Source organism: Pseudomonas sp. MEJ108 (assembly GCF_030208985.1).
GTDB classification, from domain to species: domain Bacteria; phylum Pseudomonadota; class Gammaproteobacteria; order Pseudomonadales; family Pseudomonadaceae; genus Aquipseudomonas; species Aquipseudomonas fragariae.
Genome location: NZ_JARVSW010000029.1, coordinates 122738 through 140682, shown reverse-complemented (window position 1 = coordinate 140682; position 17945 = coordinate 122738). Strand labels below are relative to the sequence as shown.

The 17945-nt window shown below is 57.4% G+C and carries 17 protein-coding genes; all 17 read right to left on the bottom strand.

Annotated elements, in window-relative coordinates:
- Positions 1-7: 7 nt before the first annotated feature.
- The 17 genes from QRN50_RS15340 to yidC all read right to left on the bottom strand — a co-directional run bounded on the left by QRN50_RS15340 (position 8) and on the right by yidC (position 17944).
- Positions 8-775 (bottom strand): DeoR/GlpR family DNA-binding transcription regulator, encoded by a 768-nt coding sequence (locus QRN50_RS15340; RefSeq protein WP_003401405.1) that lies wholly within the window; start codon positions 773-775, stop codon positions 8-10.
- Positions 776-1242: 467 nt separating this feature from the next.
- Complete coding sequence (gene glmU, locus QRN50_RS15335; protein WP_003401407.1) at positions 1243-2610, bottom strand: bifunctional UDP-N-acetylglucosamine diphosphorylase/glucosamine-1-phosphate N-acetyltransferase GlmU; 1368 nt, start codon at positions 2608-2610, stop codon at positions 1243-1245.
- A 125-nt stretch (positions 2611-2735) separates the two neighbouring features.
- Positions 2736-3161, bottom strand: a complete 426-nt coding sequence (locus tag QRN50_RS15330; RefSeq protein WP_003413751.1) for a F0F1 ATP synthase subunit epsilon — start codon at positions 3159-3161, stop codon at positions 2736-2738.
- 43 nt (positions 3162-3204) lie between these two features.
- Positions 3205-4584 (bottom strand): F0F1 ATP synthase subunit beta, encoded by a 1380-nt coding sequence (gene atpD, locus QRN50_RS15325; RefSeq protein ID WP_002555982.1) that lies wholly within the window; start codon positions 4582-4584, stop codon positions 3205-3207.
- Positions 4585-4611: 27 nt separating this feature from the next.
- Positions 4612-5472, bottom strand: coding sequence for a F0F1 ATP synthase subunit gamma (gene atpG, locus QRN50_RS15320; protein WP_003367855.1), 861 nt, complete (start codon positions 5470-5472; stop codon positions 4612-4614).
- A 50-nt stretch (positions 5473-5522) separates the two neighbouring features.
- Entirely contained in the window at positions 5523-7067 is a 1545-nt protein-coding gene (gene atpA / locus QRN50_RS15315) for a F0F1 ATP synthase subunit alpha (protein ID WP_003315957.1), read from the bottom strand.
- Between the two features lie 21 nt (positions 7068-7088).
- Entirely contained in the window at positions 7089-7625 is a 537-nt protein-coding gene (locus tag QRN50_RS15310) for a F0F1 ATP synthase subunit delta (protein ID WP_003315956.1), read from the bottom strand.
- 12 nt (positions 7626-7637) lie between these two features.
- Positions 7638-8108 carry a F0F1 ATP synthase subunit B gene (locus QRN50_RS15305; RefSeq protein WP_003401414.1) on the bottom strand — a complete coding sequence of 157 codons (471 nt, stop codon included), beginning with the start codon at positions 8106-8108 and terminating at the stop codon, positions 7638-7640.
- Positions 8109-8165: 57 nt separating this feature from the next.
- Positions 8166-8423, bottom strand: a complete 258-nt coding sequence (gene atpE, locus QRN50_RS15300; RefSeq protein WP_002555987.1) for a F0F1 ATP synthase subunit C — start codon at positions 8421-8423, stop codon at positions 8166-8168.
- Between the two features lie 138 nt (positions 8424-8561).
- On the bottom strand, positions 8562-9431 hold the full coding sequence (gene atpB / locus QRN50_RS15295; protein WP_003315954.1) for a F0F1 ATP synthase subunit A: 870 nt from the start codon (positions 9429-9431) through the stop codon (positions 8562-8564).
- A 16-nt stretch (positions 9432-9447) separates the two neighbouring features.
- Positions 9448-9855: a F0F1 ATP synthase subunit I gene (locus QRN50_RS15290; protein ID WP_002555989.1), complete on the bottom strand. Its 408-nt coding sequence runs from the start codon at positions 9853-9855 to the stop codon at positions 9448-9450.
- A 146-nt stretch (positions 9856-10001) separates the two neighbouring features.
- Positions 10002-10874 (bottom strand): ParB/RepB/Spo0J family partition protein, encoded by an 873-nt coding sequence (locus QRN50_RS15285; RefSeq protein WP_003315951.1) that lies wholly within the window; start codon positions 10872-10874, stop codon positions 10002-10004.
- A 9-nt stretch (positions 10875-10883) separates the two neighbouring features.
- On the bottom strand, positions 10884-11675 hold the full coding sequence (locus QRN50_RS15280; RefSeq protein ID WP_002555991.1) for a ParA family protein: 792 nt from the start codon (positions 11673-11675) through the stop codon (positions 10884-10886).
- Between the two features lie 18 nt (positions 11676-11693).
- Positions 11694-12338, bottom strand: coding sequence for a 16S rRNA (guanine(527)-N(7))-methyltransferase RsmG (gene rsmG / locus QRN50_RS15275; protein WP_003367844.1), 645 nt, complete (start codon positions 12336-12338; stop codon positions 11694-11696).
- A complete protein-coding gene (mnmG, locus tag QRN50_RS15270; RefSeq protein ID WP_096126723.1) occupies positions 12335-14227 on the bottom strand; it encodes a tRNA uridine-5-carboxymethylaminomethyl(34) synthesis enzyme MnmG in 1893 nt (630 codons plus the stop codon). Before mnmG ends, rsmG begins: the two co-directional genes overlap by 4 nt.
- Before the next feature lie 576 nt (positions 14228-14803).
- A complete protein-coding gene (gene mnmE, locus QRN50_RS15265; RefSeq protein ID WP_024639356.1) occupies positions 14804-16174 on the bottom strand; it encodes a tRNA uridine-5-carboxymethylaminomethyl(34) synthesis GTPase MnmE in 1371 nt (456 codons plus the stop codon).
- Positions 16175-16252: 78 nt separating this feature from the next.
- On the bottom strand, positions 16253-17944 hold the full coding sequence (yidC, locus tag QRN50_RS15260) for a membrane protein insertase YidC (protein WP_024660768.1): 1692 nt from the start codon (positions 17942-17944) through the stop codon (positions 16253-16255).
- Position 17945 lies beyond the last annotated feature (1 nt).

Below are 17945 nucleotides of genomic sequence, written 5' to 3'. Positions count from 1 at the left end.
TTATCTCCTAGCTGACAGCAGCACAAATCAGATTGATGCCGCGGGCCTGTATCTGATCGCGTGCCTCACTGGACAGGCGATCATCAGTAATAAGGGTGTGGATACTGCTCCAGGGCAGTTCCAGATTGGGGATCTTGCGACCGACCTTGTCGGCTTCGACCATGACCACCACTTCCCGGGCGACTTCCGCCATGACCCGGCTCAAGCCCAGCAGTTCGTTGAAGGTGGTAGTGCCACGCACCAGATCAATGCCGTCGGCACCGATGAACAGCTGATCAAAGTCGTAGGAACGCAGTACCTGCTCCGCGACCTGCCCCTGAAAGGACTCCGAGTGCGGGTCCCACGTTCCGCCCGTCATCAACAGGACCGGTTCGTGTTCCAGCTCGGTCAGGGCGCGCGCAACATGCAGGGAATTGGTCATGACCACCAGGCCGGGTTGCTGGCCCAGCTCAGGGATCAATGCCGCCGTGGTGCTGCCACTGTCGACGATGATTCTGGCGTGCTCGCGAATCCTGGAAACCGCAGCGCGGGCGATGGCCTGTTTGTAGCGCGAAACTGGCTGACTGCCATCGCTTATAAGCTCATGGGGAAGCGGCACTGCGCCCCCGTAACGGCGCAACAGCAGGCCGTTGGTTTCAAGCGCAGCCAGGTCCTTTCGAATCGTAACTTCGGAAGTTTCAAAGCGTCTGGCCAAGTCGTCCACACTGACTTCGCCTTGCTCGTTGAGCAGGGCGAGAATGTTGTGGCGACGTTGTGGTGTATTGCGCTTCGACATGACTGCCTTAAGTTTCGTTTCGAAAGATAACGAAGGCAATCAAAACCTATTTTTGGGGTTTGGTCAAGGTTTCGGGATGGGGGGCGCAATTTCTATCGGATACTCGTGACATCGGCTTTTGAGCCTGGGGTTTGACGCGGAGCATCACGAACAGCATTCCTACGCTGGAGCGTGAGGAACGAGAGGTGTCTGGGCTTACGCTGATCGTACACCCATACTCCGCGTGAGGATGCAGTTCCGAACGCAGGGGACCGCGCGAGGGTGTGACGCGGAGCGTCAAGAACGGTATTCCCACGCTGGAGCGTGAGGAACGAGAGGTGTCTGCCGGAACGCTATCGTACCCATGCTCCGCGTGGGTATGCGGTTCTGGACGCTCTGCGTCCTGGCTTGAGTGTCAGGTGTGGATAGTTATGGACGCATGCCAATGTTGAACATTGGCACGCGGGTCATCAGGAGCTGTGGATAACTCAGTCTTTGCTGATTTTCACCGGACGCTTCCAGCCTTCGATATTGCGTTGGCGGGCGCGGGCTACGCCGAGTTGTTCAGCTGGCACGTTCTGGGTGATGGTCGAACCGGCTGCAGTCGTCGCACCGTCCAGGATATCCACAGGCGCAACCAGAGAGTTGTTGGAACCGATGAAGACGTCTGCACCCAACGTGGTCTTGTGCTTGTTGGCACCATCGTAGTTACAGGTGATGGTACCGGCGCCGATATTGGTGCGTGCGCCAACTTCGGCGTCGCCCAGATACGTCAGGTGGCCGACCTTGGCACCCTCGCCCAGGTTCGCATTCTTGAGCTCGACAAAGTTACCCACATGCGCCTTGGCACCCAGCACGCTGCCTGGTCGCAAGCGTGCAAACGGGCCGGCATCGCTGCCCTCACCCAGGATCGCGCCTTCGATATGGCTGTTGGCTTTAACGACGACACCCTTGCGCAGGGTGCTGTCCTTGATGACGCAGTTCGGACCGATGACCACGTCATCCTCGATCACGACCTTGCCTTCAAGAATCACATTGATATCGATCAGCACGTCGCGCCCGACAATGACTTCACCGCGCACATCGAAGCGCGCAGGGTCACGCAGGGTCACGCCAGCCGCCATCAGACGGCGGGCTTCGCGCATCTGGTAATGACGCTCCAGCTCGGCAAGCTGCTTGCGATCATTGGCGCCCTGCACTTCCATCGCGTCGTGGGGCTGCTCTGTGGCAACCACCAGGCCGTCATTAGCCGCCATGGCAATCACGTCGGTGAGGTAATACTCGCCCTGGGCATTGTTGTTGGACAGCCGCCCCAGCCAGTCAGCGAGATGAGCGGCAGGCACGGCGAGAATGCCGGTATTGCCTTCGGTAATAGCCTTCTGCGCGTCACTCGCGTCTTTATGCTCGACGATGGCACAGACACGATTCTGATCATCGCGAACGATACGGCCGTAACCGGTAGGGTCATCCAGCGTAACGGTCAGCAGACCCAGTTGCTGCGGGTTGACCCGTTCGAGCAGGCGCGAAAGCGTCTCCACTTCGATCAACGGTACATCGCCATAAAGAATCAACACGGTGTCAGCCGTCAGCGCGGGCAGCGCCTGAGCAACCGCATGGCCGGTACCGAGTTGCTTGTCCTGCATCACGAAATTCAAGTCATCGGCTGCCAGCTGTTCACGCACGGCGTCAGCGCCGTGCCCAATCACTACGTGTATTCCACTTGGGGATAACTGACGTGCGCTGTGGATAACATGACCCAGCATGGAATTGCCGGCCACGGGGTGCAGAACCTTCGGCAGCGCGGAACGCATCCGGGTACCTTGGCCAGCAGCGAGAATAACGATATCGAGAGACATGATAGGACTACCAACTGAGCGGCAACCGGACCGAAGGCGGGCTGACTTGAAAGAGGAAATCTGAAAAAAGAAAAAGGGTAGCCGAGGCTACCCTTTTTCTCAATCGCGCATCGAGTGCAGCAGGGTTAGCCGCCGAACTTCTTGCGAATTTGCTGAACGGTGCGCAGCTGAGCTGCAGCCTCGGCCAGACGAGCAGTTGCAGATCCGTAATCGAAATCTGCGCCCTTCTCGTTCAGGGCCTTCTCTGCAGCCAGTACGGCCGCCTGAGCAGAAGCTTCATCCAGGTCGGCAGCACGTTGCACAGTATCGGCAAGCACCTTGACCATGTTCGGCTGAACTTCAAGGAAACCACCGGAGATGTAGAACACCTCGGCTTCCCCACCCTGCTTGATCAAGCGGATCGGGCCCGGCTTCAGATCAGTGATCAGCGGCGCGTGGCCTGGAGCGATACCGATATCACCCAGGTTGCCGTGCGCAATCACCATCTCGACCAGACCGGAGAAGATTTCCCCTTCCGCGCTGACGATGTCGCAATGGACTGTCATAGCCATTTGCTTGCCTCAACCTAATAGCGCCCGTTGCCGGGCGCCGGGATTACAGTTTCTTGGCTTTCTCGATCGCTTCTTCGATGCCGCCGACCATGTAGAACGCTTGTTCTGGCAGGTGGTCGTAGTCACCGTTGAGGATGCCTTTGAAGCCAGCAATGGTGTCTTTCAGGGAAACGTATTTACCCGAAGCACCGGTGAAGACTTCTGCCACGAAGAAAGGCTGGGACAGGAAGCGCTGGATCTTACGAGCACGGTTAACCAACTGCTTGTCGGTCTCCGACAGCTCGTCCATACCCAGGATCGCGATGATGTCTTTCAGCTCTTTGTAGCGCTGCAACACATACTGAACGCCGCGAGCGGTGTCGTAGTGTTCCTGGCCAATGACGTTCGGGTCCAGCTGGCGCGAAGTCGAGTCCAGTGGATCTACCGCTGGGTAGATACCCAGGGAGGCGATGTCACGGGACAGTACGACGGTGGCGTCCAAGTGGGCAAACGTGGTCGCTGGCGACGGGTCAGTCAAGTCGTCCGCTGGTACGTATACGGCCTGGATCGAGGTGATCGAACCATTCTTGGTGGAAGTGATGCGCTCTTGCAGAGTACCCATCTCTTCAGCCAGGGTCGGCTGGTAACCTACTGCGGAAGGCATACGGCCCAGCAGTGCGGACACTTCGGTACCGGCCAGGGTGTAACGATAGATGTTGTCGACGAACAGCAGAACGTCGTTACCTTCGTCACGGAACTTCTCGGCCATGGTCAGGCCGGTCAGTGCTACGCGCAGACGGTTACCCGGCGGCTCGTTCATCTGACCGTAGACCAGTGCCACTTTGTCCAGAACGTTGGAGTCCTTCATCTCGTGGTAGAAGTCGTTACCCTCACGAGTACGCTCACCCACACCGGCGAACACGGAATAACCGCTGTGCTCGATGGCGATGTTACGGATCAGCTCCATCATGTTTACGGTCTTGCCGACACCGGCACCACCGAACAGACCGACTTTACCGCCTTTGGCGAACGGGCAGACCAGGTCGATAACCTTGATGCCGGTTTCCAGAAGGTCGTTGCCGCCTGCCTGCTCAGCGAAGGACGGTGCAGGACGGTGAATGCCCCAGCGCTCTTCGGTGGCGATCGGGCCAGCTTCGTCGATCGGGTTGCCCAGCACGTCCATGATCCGGCCCAGCGTCGCTTTACCGACCGGTACGGAGATGGCTGCGCCAGAGTCTGTGACTTCCAGACCACGCTTCAAGCCCTCGGTGGAGCCCATCGCAATGGTACGAACCACGCCGTCGCCCAGCTGCTGCTGAACTTCCAGGGTGGTTCCTGCCGCGCTCTGAACTTCCAGCGCGTTGTAGATACTCGGTACGCTATCGCGTGGGAATTCCACGTCGATCACGGCGCCGATGATTTGAACGATACGTCCGCTACTCATTAGCTGGTTCCTCTAATATTTGAACCGTTAAACCGCGGCAGCGCCGCCGACGATTTCCGAGATCTCTTGGGTGATCGCTGCCTGACGCGCCTTGTTGTAGATCAGCTGCAAATCGCTGATCAAATCACCGGCGTTGTCTGTGGCGTTCTTCATCGCGATCATCCGCGCTGCTTGTTCAGCTGCGTTGTTCTCGACCACCGCCTGGTACACCTGCGATTCCACGTAGCGAACCATAAGGCCGTCTAGCAGCTCTTTGGCATCGGGTTCGTAGAGATAGTCCCAGTGGTGCTTGAGCCCTTGATCCGGGGTTGCCACCAGCGGAATCAATTGCTCCACTGTTGGTTGCTGGGTCATGGTGTTGATGAACTTGTTGGATACCACGGACAGGCGATCAATACGGCCATCCAGGTAGGCATCCAGCATCACCTTGACGCTGCCGATCAAGTCGTTGATCGACGGCTCTTCGCCCAGGTGGCTGATCGCAGCGACGACGTTACCGCCGAAGTTGCGGAAAAATGCCGCACCTTTGCTGCCGACCACGCACAGATCGATCTCTACACCGTTTTCACGGTTCACCGCCATGTCCTTGACCAGAGTCTTGAACAGGTTGGTATTCAAGCCACCACACAGACCACGGTCACTGCTCACGACGACATAACCGACGCGCTTCACAGGGCGCTCGATCATGAACGGGTGGCGGTACTCCGGGTTGGCGTTTGCCAGATGACCAATCACCTGACGAATGCGCTCCGCGTAAGGACGGCTAGCAGCCATGCGCATTTGAGCCTTGCGCATTTTGCTGACCGCCACTTTTTCCATGGCGCTGGTGATCTTTTGCGTGCTTTTGATGCTCGCAATCTTGCTGCGAATCTCTTTTGCGCCTGCCATGTAACACCTATCAGGTTAGCAAGCGGGAGCCTTGCGGCCCCCGCTGCGGCTTACCAGGTTTGGGTGGCCTTGAACTTCTCGATGCCGGCTTTCATGCCAGAATCGATTTCGTCATTGAAGTCACCCTTCACGTTGATCTTCGCCATCAAATCGGCGTGATCGCGGTTGAAGTAAGCAATCAGCGCTTGTTCAAAGCTGCCGATCTTGGTGATTTCGACGTCAGTCAGGAACCCACGCTCAGCGGCATACAGCGACAGCGCCATGTCAGCGATCGACATTGGTGCGTATTGCTTCTGCTTCATCAGCTCGGTAACGCGCTGACCATGCTCAAGTTGCTTGCGGGTCGCCTCGTCCAGGTCAGAAGCGAACTGGGCGAATGCCGCCAGCTCACGGTACTGAGCCAGAGCGGTACGGATACCACCGGAAAGCTTCTTGATGATCTTGGTCTGAGCGGCACCACCCACACGGGATACCGAAACACCGGCGTTCACAGCCGGACGGATGCCGGAGTTGAACATGGCCGATTCCAGGAAGATCTGACCGTCGGTGATGGAGATCACGTTGGTCGGAACGAACGCGGAAACGTCGCCAGCCTGGGTTTCGATGATCGGCAGTGCGGTCAGGGAACCGGTTTTGCCGGTCACTGCGCCGTTGGTGAACTTCTCTACGTACTCTTCGGAAACACGCGATGCGCGCTCCAGCAGACGGGAGTGGAGATAGAACACGTCGCCTGGGTAAGCTTCACGGCCTGGTGGACGGCGCAGCAGCAGGGAAATCTGGCGGTAAGCCACTGCTTGCTTGGACAGATCGTCATAAACGATCAGCGCGTCTTCACCGCGGTCGCGGAAGAACTCGCCCATGGTGCAACCCGAGTACGGTGCAAGGAACTGCAGCGCAGCGGATTCGGAAGCACTTGCAGCCACGACGATGGTGTTAGCCAGTGCGCCGTTTTCTTCGAGCTTGCGAACAACGTTGGCGATGGTCGATTGCTTCTGACCGATCGCTACGTAGACGCAGAAGATGCCGCTGTTCTTCTGGTTGATGATTGCGTCGATGGCCAGAGCGGTTTTACCGATCTGACGGTCACCGATGATCAGCTCACGCTGGCCACGGCCGACAGGAATCATGGCATCGACAGCCTTGTAGCCAGTCTGTACAGGCTGGTCTACCGACTTACGCCAGATCACGCCTGGAGCAACTTTCTCGACCGCATCGGTCTCGGTGTTGTTCAGCGGACCTTTGCCGTCAACTGGGTTACCCAGTGCATCGACAACGCGACCCAGCAGTTCCTTACCTACCGGAACCTCGAGGATGCGGCCAGTGCACTTGGCGCTCATGCCTTCAGCCAGAGTCGTGTAAGCGCCCAGTACAACGGCACCCACGGAGTCTTGCTCAAGGTTCAGCGCCATACCGTAGACGCCGCCCGGAAACTCGATCATTTCGCCGTACATTACGTCGGCCAGACCATGAATCCGCACGATACCGTCAGACACGCTGACGACTGTGCCTTCGTTACGGGCTTGGGAGGTTACATCGAGCTTGTCGATGCGACCCTTGATGATTTCACTTATTTCGGAAGGATTGAGTTGCTGCATTGCTCTGCTGCCCCTTCAAACTCAAGATTTCAATGCTTCGGCTAGTTTCGCGATCTTGCCACGAACTGAGCCATCGATAACCAGGTCGCCGGCGCGGATGACGACACCCCCTATAAGAGAGGCATCCTCCGCAGCATGCAGGCGCACTTCCCGGCCGAGCCGTGCACTGAGAACCTTGGCGAGTTTGTCTTGCTGTTCTTGGTTCAATGCAAAAGCACTGGTGACATCCACATCGACCGATTTTTCCTGCTCGGCCTTGTACAGGTCGAACAGTTCGGCGATCTCCGGCAAAAGCGGGAGGCGGTCGTTTTCAGCAACGACGTGAATGAAATTCTGTGCCTTGGCATCGAACTTTTCGCCACACACTTCAATAAAAGTGGTGGCCTTTTGTGCGCTCGTCAGTCGCGGGGCCTTGAGCATGCGCTGCATGGTGTCGTCTTGCGACACCGCAGCAGCCAGGCCGAGCATGGCTGACCAATTGGCCAGCTGCTGGTGGGCCTGCGCATGCTCGAAGGCCGCCTTCGCGTAAGGTCGGGCCAACGTGGTCAGTTCTGCCATGATCGCCCTCGCTTAAATTTCAGCAGCCAGTTTGTTAACCAGCTCCGCGTGCGCGTTTTGATCGATTGTGGCACCCAGGATCTTCTCTGCGCCATTGACTGCCAGGCTACCCAACTGGGCGCGCAAGGCGTCTTTGACACCGTTCAGTTCCTGCTCGATCTCGGCCTGAGCCTGAGCCTTCACACGGTCAGCTTCAACGCGTGCCGTTTCACGGGCTTCGTCGACAATCTGGGTACCGCGTTTCTTGGCTTGCTCAATGATCTCGGCTGCTTGAGCTTTAGCTTCGCGCAGTTGTTGACCCGCTTTTTCTTGGGCCAGCTCCAGGTCGCGAGCTGCTCGGGAAGCAGCGTCCAGTCCATCCGCGATCTTCTTCTGACGTTCGTGCAAAGCCGCGATGACCGGAGGCCACACGAACTTCATGCAGAACAGCACAAAAATGAAGAACGCAACGGACTGGCCAATCAGGGTTGCATTAATGTTCACGCCAACACCTCGCTCGTTCGTTGTCCATCACACCAATCAACTCGAAAATTCGAGTGATCAGCCAGCGAGTTGACCAACGAAGGGGTTCGCAAAGGTGAAGAACAGAGCGATACCAACACCGATCATGGTCACGGCGTCGAGCAGGCCCGCAACGATGAACATTTTAACTTGCAGCATTGGAACCATTTCCGGCTGACGCGCTGCGCCTTCCAGGAACTTGCCGCCCAACAGGCCGAAACCGATTGCAGTACCCAGTGCGCCCAGGCCGATCAACAGTGCAACAGCGATAGCGGTTAGACCAACTACAGTTTCCATCTTTCCTCCCGACTTTTACGTCGTATTGGTTAGGTTTTTTTAATTGAAGCGGTAAAACAAAATCGTTTCTACATCAGCCCTTGCGGGCACCGCCTCGCCACTGGCGAGACGGTCATCAGACGCGTCCTGAGACGAATCTCAATGGTTATCTTCGTGAGCCATCGACAGGTAGACGATGGTCAGCATCATGAAGATGAACGCTTGCAGGGTGATGATCAGGATGTGGAACACAGCCCACGCCCACTGCAGCACTACACCCAGACCGCTGAGCCACAACAGACCGCTGCCGAACATCACGGCGATCAGGATGAAGACCAGCTCGCCAGCATACATGTTGCCGAACAGACGCAGAGCCAGGGAAATCGGCTTGGCGATCAGCGTCACGAATTCCAGCAGGAAGTTGACCGGGATCAACAGCGCCTGAACGAACAGGTTCTTGCTGCCGAACGGGTGAAGGGTCAGCTCGCCGATGAAACCGCCGATGCCCTTGACCTTGATGCTGTAGAAAATGATCAGTGCGAACACGGACAGGGCCATGCCCAGCGTGGCGTTCGGGTCAGTGGTCGACACGGCACGGAACGGAATGTGCGAGTCACCCGAGATCATCATCGCCAGCTGTGGAATCCAGTCCACCGGTACCAGGTCGACCGCGTTCATCAGGAAGACCCAGACGAAAATGGTCAACGCCAGTGGCGCGATAACCGCGCTGCGGCCGTGGAAGCTGTCTTTCACGCTGCCGTCGACGAACTCGACCAGCACTTCGACGAAGTTCTGCAGTGCGCCAGGCTGACCGGAAGTTGCCTTCTTGGCCGCCATGCGGAAGATCAGAACGAAAATCAGACCCAACGCAACCGACCAGCCGAGGGTATCGACGTGGAAGGCCCAGAAACCCATTTCCTTGGCTTCCGCTGCGGTGTGGGCAAAGCCCCATTCGCCATTGGGCAGGTGCCCGAAGGTAAGGTTCTGCAAGTGGTGCTGGATATAGCCCGAAGCTGTTTGCTCTGCCATGGTTGCCTCAAACGCCCTAAGGTCTCGAAAGTCTTGTTCTCGTAAGCAGGGGAGCGAACCAGTTGACCACCTGGATCAACATGAACACGCCGAATACAGCCAGCGGCGCCAAAGGCTTCACACCTGCGAACGTCAATGCAAAAAGCACTGCCGTGAAAATCAGTTTGCCTGCCTCGCCGGCGTAGAACGACCGAACGATGGCTTGCGCTGCTCTGGCCCCGGAAAACCGGAATGCCTTGTGAGCAAAGTATAAATTGGGTAGCCAGGCTATCAGGCCTCCGCAGAGTCCCGAATATCCTGCAACGACTCCTTGCCACTGCCACAGCACCAATGCGGCCATGAGCAGCACGATCAATTGAGCCAGCAAAAGCGGGAAAACCGCCAGGCGATAGAACGGCAAGCGGTCTGGCATGCGGGATTCCATCGCAACTGCTCCTTTGATGTCGGTCGCCATAATCAATAACTTGGCATAATTTGTGCCGACAAAATGCGCGCAGAGTATAGGGGCGGTTAAGCCCCTATTCAACAGTCGGGTAGTGATTTCCGACTATACGCTACAGAGCAATTGTTTCAGCGGATGTGGGCGAGCACTCCCTGAAGCTCGTCCAGCGAGTTGTAACGGATGACCAATTGCCCTTTGCCCTTCTGACCGTGACGAATCTGCACCGCCGAGCCCAGACGCTCGGCCAGGCGCTGTTCCAGGCGGCTGATGTCCGGGTCGGTCTTCACCGGCTCGGCGGCCTCTGCCTTGCCGCTCAGCCACTGCCTGACCAGTGCTTCGGTCTGGCGCACGGTAAGCCCGCGTGCGACAACGTGTCGCGCACCTTCGACCTGCCGATCCTCACCCAGCCCGAGCAAGGCGCGAGCATGACCCATTTCCAGGTCGCCATGAGACAGCATCGTCTTGATGGCCTCCGGCAAGGCAATCAGGCGTAACAGGTTGGCCACACTGACTCGCGACTTGCCGACGGCATCGGCCACCTGCTGCTGGGTCAGTTGAAACTCCTGCTGCAGGCGCTGCAGTGCCATGGCCTCTTCGATCGGGTTGAGGTCCTCACGCTGGATGTTCTCGATCAGCGCCATCGCAATCGCGGTTTCGTCCGGCACATCGCGGACCATCGCCGGGATCGTCTCGACTCCCGCCTGCTGGCTGGCACGCCAGCGACGCTCGCCCGCAATGATCTCGAAGCGGTTGTCACCGATAGGACGCACCACGATAGGTTGCATCACGCCCTGCGACTTGATCGACTGCGCAAGTTCTTCGAGTGCCTGCGGGTCCATGTCACGGCGCGGCTGGTACTTGCCGCGCTGGATCAGGTCCAGCGGCACATGCTGCAACTCACTTGGCGGGGCCTTGACGGCCTGTTCTTCCAGCGAACTGACGGTTGGACTGCTCAGAAGTGCGTCCAACCCACGTCCGAGACCTCGTTTCTTGACGGCCATGGGAATTCCTTAGGTTGGCTGAGCGGTTTTTGCGCCGCGACGTTGACGACGAACCAGTTCACTTGCCAGGGCCAGATAGGCCAGCGCACCGCGAGACGACTTGTCATACGCCAGCACGGGCATGCCGAAACTCGGAGCCTCGGCCAGACGGATGTTTCTCGGGATCACGGTGTCGTACAACTGCTCGCCGAAGTGTTCCTTGAGCTGCGCCGAAACGTCGTTGATCAGACTCAGCCGCGGATCATACATGGTGCGCAGCAAACCTTCGATTTTCAGCTGCGGGTTGAGCAGTTCAGCGATGCGCTTGATGTTATCCACAAGGTCACTGAGACCTTCGAGTGCAAAGTATTCGCACTGCATGGGGATAATTACGCCGTCTGCCGCGACCAGCGCGTTCAGAGTCAGCATCGACAGCGAAGGTGGGCAATCGATGAGAATGTAATCGTAATTCTCGCGGATGGGCGCCAGCGCATTGCGCAGACGACTCTCTTTCATCTGCATTTCCAGCAGAACCACTTCACCCGCCGTCAGATCACGGTTGGCCGGAAGCAGTTGATAACCACCGTGCTCGGAAAACTGCATGGCCTCGCCCAGATCGCATTCGCCGATCAACAGGTCGTAGACGGAGTTTTCCAGGTTGTGTTTATCCACACCGCTACCCATGGTCGCATTGCCCTGGGGATCGAGGTCGATCAGCAGCACACGGCGCTTGGTCGCGACCAGTGACGCGGCGAGGTTGATGCATGTGGTGGTCTTGCCGACCCCACCTTTCTGGTTCGCTATCGCGAATACCTTAGCCATTCTTGCTTGTGTTCCCAGTCATGCCGTGCGGCGCAGTATCAGCAGATGGCGTTGGCCTTGGCAACCCGGAACGGTCAAGGCGTGTGCGCTATCGAGGTGAAAATCCGAGGGCAATGCTACCAGCTCATCGTCAGGATGCAGCCCTTTCATTGCCAGCCAGCGTGTATTGACGTCGCCCATGTGACGGGTCCAGCCGGTGAAGTCTTCCAGGCTGCTGAACGCACGGGAGATGATCCCGTCGAAAGGCACTTCGGGCTGATAACTTTCTGCACGGCTGTGGATAACTTCAAGATTATCCAGTTTCAGCTCAAGTTTGACCTGGGTCTGAAACCGGGTTTTCTTGCCATTGCTGTCCAGCAGCGCCACTTTGCGCTCCGGAAACAGGATGGCCATGGGAATGCCGGGCATCCCACCGCCGCTGCCGACGTCGATCCAGCGTGTACCTTCGATGAAGGGCACCACACTGAGACTGTCGAGCAGATGCCTCGATACCATTTCGTCCGGGTTGCGTACCGCAGTCAGGTTGTAGGCCTTGTTCCACTTGATCAACAACGCCAGATACGCCAGCAATTGCTCGTGCTGGGCCGGACTGAGGTCAATCCCCAATTCCCGGGCACCGGTGGATAACTCTTGGGCGTGTTGCGGGGTGACCATAGAACTCAAGCGCTTTGCTCCAACTGACGGCCCGCGCCGCGTTTTTTCAAATGAATCATCAACAGCGATATCGCTGCAGGCGTAACACCGGGGATGCGCGATGCCTGTCCGAGCGTTTCCGGACGAGTTATCCCCAGCTTGCTCTGGATTTCTTTCGACAGGCCGGATATCGCGGCGTAATCGATGTCTTCCGGCAGGCGGGTGTCTTCGCTGGCGCGCAGACGGGCAATTTCATCCTGCTGGCGATCAATGTAACCGGCGTATTTTGTCTTGATCTCGACCTGCTCGGCGACCTGGGGATCGGTGCAGCCCTGGCCAGTGATTGAAATCAGGCTGGCATAGTCGATTTCCGGACGGGTCAGCAGGTTGAGCAAATTGTATTCGTGGGTCAGTGGTGTGCCGAAGTGTGCGGCAATCGCATCGCCCTGCTCGGTACCGGGACGCACCCAGGTACTTTTCAAACGCTGTTCTTCCAGCTCGATGCTTTCACGCTTGGTGCAGAACGCAGCCCAGCGGGCATCGTCGACCAGGCCCAGTTCGCGGCCTTTTTCGGTGAGTCGCAGGTCAGCGTTGTCTTCGCGCAGGATCAAACGGTATTCGGCCCTGGAGGTGAACATCCGGTAAGGCTCTTGCGTACCAAGCGTGATCAGGTCATCGACCAGAACGCCGATGTACGCTTCATCGCGACGCGGGCACCAGCTGTCTCGACCCTGTGCGCGCAGCGCGGCATTGGTCCCGGCCAGCAAACCCTGGGCACCGGCCTCTTCGTAACCGGTCGTGCCGTTGATCTGGCCAGCGAAGAACAGGCCACCGATGACCTTGGTTTCCAGGCTGTATTTCAGATCACGCGGGTCGAAATAGTCGTATTCGATGGCGTAACCAGGGCGAACGATGTGTGCATTCTCCATGCCGCGAATCGACCGGACGATCTGCAGTTGCACGTCAAATGGCAACGACGTGGAAATACCGTTCGGATACAGCTCATGCGTGGTCAACCCTTCCGGCTCGATGAAGACCTGGTGGCTTTCCTTGTCGGCAAACCGGTGGATCTTGTCTTCGATCGACGGGCAGTAACGTGGACCAATACCTTCGATCACGCCCGAATACATCGGCGAGCGATCAAGGTTGGACGCAATGATCTCGTGAGTCCGCGCGTTGGTGTGGGTAATCCAGCAACTGACCTGCGGCGGATGCTGTTCCTTGTTGCCCAGGAACGACATGACCGGGATCGGCGTGTCACCTGGTTGCTCTGTCATCACCGAGAAATCCACAGAACGCCCGTCAATGCGTGGCGGGGTCCCGGTTTTCAGGCGGCCGACGCGCAGCGGCAGCTCACGCAGTCGTTGCGCCAGTGCGATCGAAGGAGGATCACCTGCCCGACCGCCCGAATAATTTTGCATACCGATGTGGATAAGTCCGCCAAGGAACGTACCTGTGGTCAACACCACGGAATCAGCAAATATGCGCATACCCATCTGGGTCACGACGCCGCGCACTTCATCCTGTTCAACGATCAGGTCATCGCAGGCTTGCTGAAATATCCACAGATTCGGCTGATTTTCCAGGGTTTCACGGATGGCTGCCTTGTACAGCACGCGATCGGCCTGTGCACGCGTGGCCCGTACTGCCGGCCCCTTGCGGCTGTTCAGCACGCGGAACTGGATACCGCCCTTGTCAGTAGCCATGGCCATGGCGCCACCCAGGGCGTCGATTTCCTTGACCAGATGGCTTTTACCGATACCACCGATGGCCGGGTTGCAACTCATCTGGCCGAGTGTTTCCACGTTGTGGGTCAGCAACAGGGTTTTGACACCCATGCGTGCCGACGCCAGTGCGGCCTCGGTACCGGCATGACCGCCACCGATGACGATCACTTCAAAACGGGAAGGGAAATCCACCACGCACCTCGTGCCTGTTGTCGATGAGAAATTGGGATAGCTGACAAGTATAGGGACTTACCCCACCTGAATGAAACCCGTTGGACAAAATTTAACCAGCTGTGGAAAAGTCGCGGATAAAGAAAATAAAAAGGAAAGAAAGTTTATAAAGCCTTGTTTTTATGTTTATTCTTACTGAGCCACCTTTCTGTGGATAGATTGCTACAGGCCTTTATTTTCAATGTGTACAGAGATTCAAAAGTCTGTGTTCATGTGGGGATGAGGGGTTTGGATAACCGTCCTGAGCCTGTTGATAAGATAGCCACTTGTCCACAGGGGGATTTATCTTCAGGTTTGCACCCTGCTTACCCACCGAGCTAAAGGGCAGTTATTCACAGGGCTTAATCCACAAAAAAACGGCTATTCAGCAAAAATCAGGCACGGAAAATCCATCCCTCGGGCATTCCTGCTCGTCAGATTCAGGTGTCGAGGCAAAATTAAAGGAGGAAATGGCGGAGTATGTGGATAACGCTGCCGCTGAAAGAGGCGTTTTGTGGTGCTTGAAGGCATGACCCAGGGCGGGCCATGCCAAGAGGTTTACTTGCCGATGCAGAAGCTGGAGAAGATTCTGCCAAGCAGGTCATCGGAACTGAATGCGCCGGTAATCTCGCCAAGCGCTTGCTGTGCCTGACGCAAGTCTTCGGCCAGCAGCTCTCCAGCGCCCGCCAGGGTGAGTTGAGCCCTGCCGTGTTCCAGCGAGTCACTGGCATGGCGCAGCGCCTCAAGGTGGCGTCGACGCGCGCTGAAGCTGCTTTCCGAGGTTTGTTCATAGCCCATGCAGGCCTTGAGATGTTCGCGCAGCAGTTCAAGCCCTTCGCCACCAGACCTGGCGCTCAGGCTGATGGTGACGTGGCCATCAACGCTGGTCTGCAGATTGATGGGGTCTCCACTCAGATCTGCCTTGTTGCGTATCAGCGTGACTTTCGACGGGTCCGGGCGCTGCTCGAGAAATTCGGGCCACAGTGCAAACGGGTCGGCTGCCTCCGGCGCGGTCGCATCCACCACCAGCAGAATCCGGTCAGCTTCGCCGATGGCCTTGAGTGCGCGCTGCACGCCGATCATTTCCACCTGGTCTTGAGTATCCCGCAGCCCTGCGGTGTCGACGACATGCAAGGGCATTCCGTCTATGTGGATATGTTCACGCAGTACATCGCGGGTTGTGCCGGCGATCTCGGTGACAATCGCCGCCTCCCTGCCCGCCAGAGCGTTCAGCAGACTGGATTTGCCCGCATTGGGGCGCCCGGCAATCACTACGGTCATGCCGTCGCGTAACAAGGCACCCTGCCCGGCTTCACGCAGCACTGTGGATAACTCGGCACGCACGTCATCGAGCATGTTCAGAACGTGGCCATCGGCAAGGAAGTCGATTTCCTCTTCGGGGAAGTCGATTGCAGCCTCTACGTAGATACGCAGGCTGATCAATTTCTCGGTCAAGTTATCCACACGCCGCGAGAAAGCGCCCTGCAGCGAGCGCAGTGCATTGCGCGCTGCCTGTGCAGAACTCGCCTCGATCAGGTCGGCAATCGCTTCCGCCTGGGCAAGATCGAGCTTGTCATTGAGAAACGCACGCTCACTGAACTCTCCCGGACGAGCCAGGCGGCTGCCCAGTTGCAGGCAGCGCTGCAGCAGCATGTCCAGAACAATGGGGCCGCCATGACCCTGAAGTTCCAGTACATCCTCGCCGGTGAACGAGTTGGGTCCCGGAAAATACAGTGCGATACCTTCATCGAGCACCTGCCCGGTGCCATCTACAAAAGGTCCGTAGTGGGCAAATCGTGGCTTGAGGGTCCGACCGATAATGGCTTCGGCGGCCTTGCCCGCCAGAGGACCTGACACCCGGACGATACCCACACCGCCACGCCCTTGGGCTGTAGCAATGGCGGCAATGGTTTCACGAGGAACGTTCATGCTCCGGCTCCCGGACAAATGACGGATAGCAAAACGCCCCACGAGGGGGCGTCTTGTAGAACTTATTCACAGGTTAGATCAGACAGCTGCTTTCTTGGTAGCTGCTTCGATCTTGCGAGTGATGTAAGCCTGCTGAGCGATCGACAGGGTGTTGTTCACAACCCAGTACAGAACCAGACCGGCAGGGAACCACAGGAAGAAGAACGTGAAAATGATCGGCATCATTTTCATGACCTTGGCCTGCATCGGGTCCGGCGGAGTCGGGTTCAGACGCTGCTGGATGAACATGGTCGCGCCCATGATGATCGGCAGGATAAAGAACGGGTCCTTGATCGACAGGTCGGTTATCCACAGGATCCATGGTGCCTGACGCATTTCCACGCTTTCCAGGAGTACCCAGTAAAGCGAAAGGAAAACCGGCATCTGCACAAGAATAGGCAAGCATCCACCCAGCGGGTTGATCTTCTCTTTCTTGTACAGCTCCATCATTGCCTGGGACATCTTCTGACGATCATCGCCATGCTGTTCCTTCAGCAGTGCAAGCTTCGGAGCCACGGCGCGCATGCGTGCCATCGACTTGTAGCTGGCTGCGGACAGCGGGAAGAACAGGCCTTTGATCAGCATGGTCAGAACAATGATCGACCAGCCCCAGTTACCGAGAATGGCGTGGATATGTTGCAGCAGCCAGAAGATAGGCTGGGCAATGAACCACAGGAAACCATAATCGACAGTCAGCTCCAGGCCTGGGGATAACTCTTTGAGTACCGCCTGGCTTTTCGGACCTGCGTACAGGGTGGCACTGGTTTCACCTTGTGCACCAGGTGCAACCGACAGAGTCGGGCTGGTGAAGCCGATGATGTAGTTGCCCTGGCTGTCTTTGCGGGTCTGAACGGCGTTGGTTGCGTTGTGATCCGGAATCCACGCAGTCACGAAGTAGTGCTGCAACCATGCAACCCAGCCGCCCTGGACAGTTTCCTTGACCTGGCCCTTATCGATATCTTTCATCGACACTTTCTTGTACGGCTCGGCCGCAGTCCACAGGGCAGCGCCCAGGTAGGTAGCAGTGCCGGTAGCAGTCGTCGAAGAAGGATCGGAGCTGGCATCGCGCTTCAATTGCGCGAACAGATTGCCGGACCAGGGTTGTGCGCTCTGGTTATCCACAACGTAAGTCATGACCAGATCGTACAGACCGCGCTTGAACGTGAAGCGCTTGATGTAATTGACGCCGTTTTCCGAGAATTTCAGATCCACGACCATCGTGCCCTGGCCGTCAGCCAGTTGATAAGTCTTTTGTGTGGAGGTGTAAACCGGACGACCGGCAGCGCGAGCATCAGGACCATTGGTCCCGGTCAGGCCACTTTGTGCCAGAAAAGTACGCTCGCCACCGTTGTCGAACAACTGGAACGGAACGTCAGGACGATCCTGACGACGCGGGTACAGAGGCAAACGAAGTTGAACGACGTCGCCACCCACCGGATCGATCGCCAGATCGAGCACATCGGTCTTGACGTGGATAAGGTCTTTGCTGGCTACGGCCGGAGTTTCAAGAGGTGCTGCAGCCGTATTGGCAGTAGCGTTTGCGCTTGGAACATCGGCACTTGCAGAACCATTAGTACCAGCGGCCGTGTCCGGAATACCCGGTGCGGTGGTGCTGGCTGCAACATTCTGGGTCGGCATGGCAGCCTGGCCATAGTCTTGGTTCCATTTCAGAACCCCGACGTAGGTCACGATTGCCAGGGCGACGATCAGGATCGTGCGTTTAATATCCATG

Coding starts and splice junctions, on each gene's coding strand:
- atpG (WP_003367855.1), bottom strand. CDS start 5,472: ATGGCAGGCGCAAAAGAGATTCGCAGCAAGATTGCGAGCATCAAAAGC.
- QRN50_RS15285 (WP_003315951.1), bottom strand. CDS start 10,874: ATGGCCGTCAAGAAACGAGGTCTCGGACGTGGGTTGGACGCACTTCTG.
- atpE (WP_002555987.1), bottom strand. CDS start 8,423: ATGGAAACTGTAGTTGGTCTAACCGCTATCGCTGTTGCACTGTTGATC.
- yidC (WP_024660768.1), bottom strand. CDS start 17,944: ATGGATATTAAACGCACGATCCTGATCGTCGCCCTGGCAATCGTGACC.
- QRN50_RS15290 (WP_002555989.1), bottom strand. CDS start 9,855: ATGGAATCCCGCATGCCAGACCGCTTGCCGTTCTATCGCCTGGCGGTT.
- mnmE (WP_024639356.1), bottom strand. CDS start 16,174: ATGAACGTTCCTCGTGAAACCATTGCCGCCATTGCTACAGCCCAAGGG.
- atpD (WP_002555982.1), bottom strand. CDS start 4,584: ATGAGTAGCGGACGTATCGTTCAAATCATCGGCGCCGTGATCGACGTG.
- glmU (WP_003401407.1), bottom strand. CDS start 2,610: ATGTCTCTCGATATCGTTATTCTCGCTGCTGGCCAAGGTACCCGGATG.
- QRN50_RS15310 (WP_003315956.1), bottom strand. CDS start 7,625: ATGGCAGAACTGACCACGTTGGCCCGACCTTACGCGAAGGCGGCCTTC.
- atpA (WP_003315957.1), bottom strand. CDS start 7,067: ATGCAGCAACTCAATCCTTCCGAAATAAGTGAAATCATCAAGGGTCGC.
- QRN50_RS15340 (WP_003401405.1), bottom strand. CDS start 775: ATGTCGAAGCGCAATACACCACAACGTCGCCACAACATTCTCGCCCTG.
- QRN50_RS15280 (WP_002555991.1), bottom strand. CDS start 11,675: ATGGCTAAGGTATTCGCGATAGCGAACCAGAAAGGTGGGGTCGGCAAG.
- QRN50_RS15330 (WP_003413751.1), bottom strand. CDS start 3,161: ATGGCTATGACAGTCCATTGCGACATCGTCAGCGCGGAAGGGGAAATC.
- atpB (WP_003315954.1), bottom strand. CDS start 9,431: ATGGCAGAGCAAACAGCTTCGGGCTATATCCAGCACCACTTGCAGAAC.